Below are 7,105 nucleotides of genomic sequence, written 5' to 3'. Positions count from 1 at the left end.
GGTGGCCCGGGGGCCGTGGCACACACGATCCGTGTGCGACGGCCCCCGGGCTCCCTCATCGCCAGGTCCTCAGGCCTGCGGGATCAGCACGCCTGGGCCGCGAGGAGCCTGCGCGGCATCTCCCTCACCGGTGTGTGGACGATCAGCCGCACCGCGCCGTCCGGATCCCTGTGGAGCAGCTCGACCATCCGTACGTCGATGACCCCGCGCTTGGGGTGGCGCATGCGGTGCGTCCTGCTGAGGGGCCCCGCCACCTGGTGCTCGTCCCACCACGTGCGGAACCGGGAACTGCGCGCGGCGAGTTCCTCCACGAGCGGGCCGGTGCGCGGACAGGTCCGCCAGTCGGTCACCTCGGCCCGGAAGCAGGCGATGAAATGGCGGCAGACGTCCTCCCAGTCGACGAAGAGGCGGTGCGCCTCCTCGGAAGTGAACATCCACACGAGGAGGTTGCGCTCACGACCCGGCAGGTTGCCGAAGTTCGCCAGCCAGTCCGGCACCGCACGATTCCAGCCAAGCAGGTCGCCCGAGAGGGAGCAGACATAGGCGGGGAAGGGGTACATCCCCTCCGCCACGGCGACGAGCGATCTCCAGGACTTGGGCACCTTGGCGGCGGGCTGCGGGGAAGGCCGCTCGCTGGACAGGTTGAGCAGGTAGTCGCGTTCGAAGACGGAGAGTCCGAGCACGCTGGCCAGGTTGTTCAGGACCTCGGGCGAGGGAGAGACGTCCCGGCCCTGTTCGAGGTACGTGTACCAGGTCGGACTGAGCCCGGCCAGCACGGCGACTTCTTCGCGGCGCAGTCCGGGAGTCCGTCGTCGTATCCCCTGAGGAAGTCCTACCTCGCAAGGCAAGATGCTTTCTCGCCGCTTTCTCAGAAAATTGGCTCGTTCTAGCCTACGGTGCTCCTCTATGGCCACGCTCTACCCCCCGCAGGAACGGTGCTTGTGATCTTCCGGATCTAATCACAGTCGCCCAATGCGCTTGCCGTGGCGAACCATTACCGCTGGCCAGCCGGGATGACGTGCGCTCTCAGCGAACGAACTACGGTTCGGCTGAGTCCCCGTGGTGATCGTGCTACGGTCCGATGAGTGAAGATCGGTAAGTGTCACGTCAGTTGAGCGCATCGGTCGGATCAGCAGGACCGGAACGGCAGTGATACATCGAACGGTGGCTGTGGCCGCCAGTGGATCCACTTGGGGGTTCAGTGACTCGTCAGGATGACTTTCAGCCGGCGGAATTCGGCCATGAGACGCCCCGAATGAACAGCGACGCACCGGCGCCCTGGGGAATGGGCGACCAGGTATTCAGCAGCCTGCTCCGGCACCGCATCATCTTCCTGGGCCAGGCCGTCGATGACGAAATCGCCAACCGCATCACCGCGCAGCTCCTGATGCTCGCCGCCCAGTCCGAAGAGGACATCTACCTGTACATCAACTCGCCGGGCGGCTCGGTCACCGCCGGCATGGCGGTGTACGACACGATGCAGATCATCAAGAACGACGTCGTCACCATCGCCATGGGCTTCTGCGCCTCCATGGGGCAGTTCCTGCTCACCGCCGGCGCCCCCGGCAAGCGCTTCGCCCTGCCGCACGCCAAGATCCTCATGCACCAGCCGTCGGCCGGTTTCTCCGGATCGGCGAGCGACATCCGCATCTACGTGCAGCACCTCCTCAAGACGAAGCGCGAGATGGCGGAACTCATCGCGCAGCACTCCGGCAACGACGTGGAGCGCATCACCAAGGACTCCGACCGCGACTACTGGTTCTCCGCGCAGGAGGCCAAGGAGTACGGCCTGATCGACGACGTGATCCAGTCCACTCCGGCCATCTCGGGTGGCGGCGGGCTCGCGGCCCGCTGACCTGACGGCAATACATCACCCCGGTGCGGGCGGTACGGCTGGTGACGATATGTCACCAGCCGTGCCGCCGCGCCGCATCGGCGTGCCCTCAGCACGCCCTGCCCCGCCCGCTCCCGCCACCGCATCCCGGACATCACGGAGGCTGCCTTGTCCATGCACGACTACGCGCCCCAGGCCCGTTACGTCATCCCCCGCTTCATCGAGCGCACCTCGCAGGGCGCGCGGGAGTACGACCCGTACGCGAAGCTCTTCGAAGAGCGGGTCATCTTCCTCGGTTCCGAGATCGACGACACGTCCGCCAGCGACGTCATGGCCCAGCTCCTCTGCCTGGAGTCGGCCGACCCGGACCGCGACATCTCGATCTACATCAACTCGCCCGGCGGCTCCATCACTTCGCTGCTCGCCATCTACGACACGATGCAGTTCGTCAAGCCGGACATCCAGACGGTCTGCATCGGCCAGGCGACCTCGGCCGCCTCGGTGATCCTGGCGGCCGGCACCAAGGGCAAGCGCATCGCGCTCCCCAACTCCCGCGTGCTGATGCACCAGCCGGCCAGCCCGGGTCAGCAGGGGCAGGTCTCCGACCTGGAGATCCAGTGGCTGGAGATCGAGCGCATCCGGGACCGGATCGAGACGATCATGGCCCTGCACACCGGCCGCGACAAGGACCAGATCCGCGAGGACCTCGACCGTGACAAGATCCTCACCGCCCAGGATGCCCTGGAGTACGGGATCGTGGACCAGGTGGTCGTCCCGCGCGGGAAGAACGGTTCCTGAGCGGTCATGACCGTTCCCCCTCTCCGCAGCGGCTGGTTGCGGCGGTTCTCCAGCGGCTCCCCCGACGGGACGACGCTGCTGTGCTTCCCCCACGCGGGCGGAGCCGCCAGCACCTACTTCCCGATGTCCAAGCTCCTCGCACCCCTCATCGGGGTGTGCGCGGTGCAGTACCCCGGGAGGCAGGACCGGCGCTCGGAACCGCCGCTCGACGACATGGCCGAGCTCGCCGACCGGGTCACCGAGTCCCTCACGGAACTCGGCCCCGGCCGGCCGCTGGCCCTGTTCGGGCACAGCATGGGAGCCCTGCTGGCGTACGAGGTCACGCGTCGGCTGGAGGCGGCCGGAGGGATCCGTCCGGTCCACCTGATCGTCTCCGGCCGCCGGGCGCCCGGCCTGCCCGCGACCCGTCCGGACCTGCACGGCCAGGACGACGAGACGCTCCTCGCGGAGCTGCGCCGGATCAGCGGGACGGCCGAACAGGTGCTGGCCGACGAGGAACTGGTCCGGATGCTGCTGCCGACGCTGCGCTCCGACTACAAGGCGGTGGAGTGCTACGTGCCGCCCGCGCCCGGGGACGGCGTGCTGTCCTGCCCGATCTCGGTGTTCACGGGCACCGAGGACAGCCATGTCTCCCCGGAGGGGGCCGCGGCCTGGGAGGCGTACACCACCGGCGCCTGCGATGTGCAGACGTTCACCGGTGGGCACTTCTTCGTCCAGACCCATCGCGAGGAGGTGGCCTCGGCCATCGCCGGCCGGCTCCACGGCCGCCCGTCGGCGGTCGGTCGGCGACGCGCGGGCCACACCATCTGACGCGTCCTTTTCCGGGGGGAATCCATGCCCGTGCGTGACCTGCACAGGCCCTTGACGTACTTCGTCGCGGCGATGGCGGCCGTCGGCGTCCTCAGCGCCGTCGGCCTGGTCGTCGACGACCGGGTGCTGCTCGGCCTGCCGATCTGGGAGAAACCGCTCAAGTTCGCGCTGTCCCTGGGCGCGTACGCGGCGACGCTCGCCTGGATGCTGTCGCTCCTCGACCGCGGTCGGCGGATCAGCTGGTGGGCCGGGACGGTGATCGCGGCAGCCTCGTCCGTGGAAGTGGCCCTCATCATCGTGCAGGCCGCACGGGGCAAGCGGAGCCACTTCAACGACGAGACCGCGCTGGACGCCGGCCTGTACGCCGTGATGGGCGTGACCGTGGCGGTGCTGTGGCTGGCCGGGGTGGTGGTCGCCGTCCTGATGTTCCGGCAGCCGCTGCCCGACCGGGCGACGGCCTGGGCGATCCGGCTCGGTTCGGGTATCGGGGTCGTCGGGCTCGCGCTCGGCTTCCTGATGAGCCAGCCGACGCCGGAGCAACTGTCGGGCGACGTGGTGGGCACGGTGGGCGCCCACAGCGTCGGAGTCCCGGACGGCGGTCCGCACCTGCCGCTCACCGGCTGGGCGGCCACCGGGGGCGATCTGCGCATCGCCCACTTCACCGGGATGCACGCCCTCCAAGTGCTGCCGTTGCTGGCCCTCGCGCTCGCCGCGGCGGCCCGCCGACACCCGGAAGCCCGGCTCGCCGACCCGGCCGTACGCACACGACTGGTGATCGTCACGTCGGCCGGCTACCTCGGCCTCGTCGCCCTGGTGACCTGGCAGGCCCTCCGGGGCCAGCCCCTCATCGCCCCGGACGCGCCCACCCTGATCGCGGCGGGCGTACTCACCCTGGCCTGGCTGACGGGAACGCTGCTGGCCCTGCGCCGAAGCCCTCGGCAAGGGGAGGACGCGCAGGTGGCGGCAGGGGACGCCGCTCACCACGGCGAAGAGGCGCCGCGCGTTCACGACCGGGTCGCGTGAGGTCCGACGCGATCGCCTTCCCGTCGGACCCGGTTCGATCGAGTCTTCATGGCGTGATCAACTCCGCCTCTCCCTACGCGCGTTCCGACGATGCCGCAGTCGCCATAGCGGGGCCCGGGCTGGTGCGGACATCGTCCGCGCCCTGTACGGCCAACGGCTCGACCGCATCGACAAGGGGGCCGGGGACTTCGCCACCGAGGCCGATGTGGAGGCCGAGAAGGCGATCCTCGACGTCCTTCGTGCCGCACGGCCCGATGACGCGGTGCACGGCGAGGAAGGCGGGCGGCGGGGCGCCGCCGACGCTGTGCGCCAGTGGTGGGTGGATCCCCTGTGCGGCACGCTGAACTACGCCGTTGGCACCATGCTGGCGGCCGTCAACGTGGCGCTGCGCGACGGGCCGGCGGCGGTGGCCGACCCGTTCAGCGGCGAAGTCTTCTTCACCGACGGAGAGACGGCATGGGTGCGGCGTGACGGGGCCGACGACGCACTCCTGACGCCCACGCCCGCTTCCCGTTTGGTGGACGTCAACCTGGACCCGCCGTTCCCCAGTGCGCCCGGGTTCCGGGCCGTGGATCTGCTGGCCCACCCCGTGTTCGTCGAACGTTTCCGGCCCCGGGTCGTGTCGACGACCCTGGCGCTGGCCTGGGTCGCCGCCGGCAAGCGCGCCGCGTACGTCACCGATGGCGGCGACCTGTCCGGGAGTGTGCACTTCGCGGCCGGCATCGCTCTGTGCCGGGCGGCCGGCTGCACGGTCACGGGGATCGACGGCGCCCCGATCGGTGCGGGAGGCCAAGGGCTCGTGGTCGCCGCCGACGACGAGACCCACGGGCTTCTGCTGTCGATGATGCGCGGCAGAAGCTAGAGCTGTGCGCTTGCTGCAGCGTGCGCACGCCCACACCGGCCGGCTCGCCACGCACCCTGCGCCCGCGGACCTGGCGGCCCGCCGCCCCGACGCCATGCGGTGCGCAGCGCATTCACGTCCCTTGGCAGCCCAGCAGGGCGAGCACGACGCCACCCTGCCTCAGCAGGATCCGTCACCGGCAACTCAAGGTAATCCGCCTGCTCACGACAGGCCTCAGCAACGCCAAACTCGTCTCGCGGCTCTTCCTGAGCCCGACCACGGGAAAAGCCACATCGGTGCACCCAGCCGGAGCTGGCGACCTGCCCGACCGCGTCCAGGCCGTCGCCCTCGCCTACAAGGCGGGACTGAACGCCCCGCGGAGCCGGATGGCAAACGTCCATCGGCGTGCCCGCCTAAACCCTCAGGGGAGGGCAGACGCCGATGGGCCTCGGGCTTCACTCGCTGGAAGAGCGGACAACAGCTACCGCGAAGCCACGTGTCAGGCGTCCTTCTTCGCCGGGCTCCAGAATCACCACGCACTCCACGTGATGCGTCGTCCAGCTTCCGGCACCTGGCCTGCAGACCTTACTGCTGGACCCGTGGGAACGACCCGGTCTTCTCGACCGACAATCGAGCCGGAATCACGTGCACAGCAGGTGCAGTGGTGGACCCGGCAGTCTGTGGGCCCCGTCGACACCGGGCAGGTTCAGCCAATGGCACGGCACACCAGTCACGGGGTCAGGCAGTACAGGCAAGATGAGGGCTCGGCTTCGGCCGATTTCGGACCTGAAAGGGGAGGCTCAGGCTCCCCAGGCCAGAGCGGGCCCATGCCGAACGTCGCTCTACACGCCCAGGTGGGTGCCACCAGTCACCCAATCGAGGAGAAGCAGCGCCGCCGGACAGGTGTAGAGCCACGCGTCCATCGTCACCACCCGGGGTGAAAGCGAGTGCACTATCCTGCGTCTGGTCCCGAACCGCCCTGTCGACTCAACCTGGCCGGCCTGGCTCGACTGCCACGGCAAGACCGGGGCTACCCAGTCATGCCGGAGCGCCGTTGTGGGCACCCGGAGGGTCCCTCTCTTCGTCGAGGACACGTCCGTCGGTGGCGCTTAGAGGCCTTCGCGTTCTGGACTATCCCGGAGAGGCCTTGGAACAGGTCGCTGACACTGAAGCGACTGCCCTTGTAGTCTCTTGTCCGGTCGACAGCGTGGTGCACCAGTTCCGGTAGAGCCGCGAAATAACACAAGTGCGCTATGACGTCCGCCGTCGCCGTGTCGCTCTACGATTCCGGCACGTGGTCCGCCTCTAGGTGCTCTCCTGGTCGTTGCACAGGCCAGTGGTTCGGCGTTCTCCTCCCCGTCATCGGGGTCGAAGCCGAACGTAGGCCGACGGAAGCCGGCCTGGAATCGGATCCAGCGGCCGGTGACCTGACGGGCTCCTGAGGGCGTGACGTCGGAACGAGACGGGCGGTCCACCGAACCGGGCGGTCGACCTTGCCCTGACAGACCATGAGAGCGAGCGATATCCGAGCGTCAAGACAGCCTGCCGCCGTGCTGGCATGCGCCGAACGGGCGCAGCCGCCGTCCCCGTAGTGCTCGCAAAACAGCAGGTCAGTTACTCTGCGGCGCCTCGGACGTGGTTCACGTCATGCATTCCGGGCAACAAATCGAGCGCACCGGCAGCTCCTGAGGAATACACAAGAACCCGCAGGTCAGGCGTCCTTCTTCATCGGCTACAGAATCGCCACGCACTCCACGTGGTGCGTCATCGGAAGCATGTCACCCGGGTGAACTCAGAGA

At 68.8% G+C, this 7,105-nt stretch carries 5 protein-coding genes and 1 pseudogene; 5 read left to right on the top strand and 1 reads right to left on the bottom strand.

The annotated features are described in order from the left end of the window. Nucleotides 1–83: 83 nt before the first annotated feature. Nucleotides 84–914, bottom strand: a complete 831-nt coding sequence (locus AC07FJ_RS29380) for a helix-turn-helix domain-containing protein (protein ID WP_479052265.1) — start codon at nt 912–914, stop codon at nt 84–86. 341 nt (nt 915–1,255) lie between these two features. On the opposite strand from AC07FJ_RS29380, the gene AC07FJ_RS29375 reads away from it, so the two are divergent. The 5 genes and pseudogenes from AC07FJ_RS29375 to AC07FJ_RS29355 all read left to right on the top strand — a co-directional run bounded on the left by AC07FJ_RS29375 (nt 1,256) and on the right by AC07FJ_RS29355 (nt 5,327). After that, complete coding sequence (locus AC07FJ_RS29375) at nt 1,256–1,855, top strand: ATP-dependent Clp protease proteolytic subunit (RefSeq protein ID WP_361427148.1); 600 nt, start codon at nt 1,256–1,258, stop codon at nt 1,853–1,855. 153 nt (nt 1,856–2,008) lie between these two features. After that, entirely contained in the window at nt 2,009–2,632 is a 624-nt protein-coding gene (locus tag AC07FJ_RS29370; RefSeq protein ID WP_479052288.1) for an ATP-dependent Clp protease proteolytic subunit, read from the top strand. A gap of 6 nt (nt 2,633–2,638) precedes the next feature. After that, a complete protein-coding gene (locus AC07FJ_RS29365; protein ID WP_479052264.1) occupies nt 2,639–3,442 on the top strand; it encodes a thioesterase II family protein in 804 nt (267 codons plus the stop codon). Nucleotides 3,443–3,466: 24 nt separating this feature from the next. Continuing rightward, on the top strand, nt 3,467–4,465 hold the full coding sequence (locus AC07FJ_RS29360; protein WP_479052263.1) for a hypothetical protein: 999 nt from the start codon (nt 3,467–3,469) through the stop codon (nt 4,463–4,465). Between the two features lie 53 nt (nt 4,466–4,518). Next, a pseudogene (locus tag AC07FJ_RS29355) lies at nt 4,519–5,327 on the top strand (inositol monophosphatase family protein). Nucleotides 5,328–7,105 lie beyond the last annotated feature (1,778 nt).

The sequence above is a fragment of the Streptomyces sp. NPDC045998 genome (genome assembly GCF_056430285.1).
The sequence above is the reverse complement of the archived record's forward strand: the minus strand, read 5'-3'. Positions and strand labels throughout refer to the sequence as shown.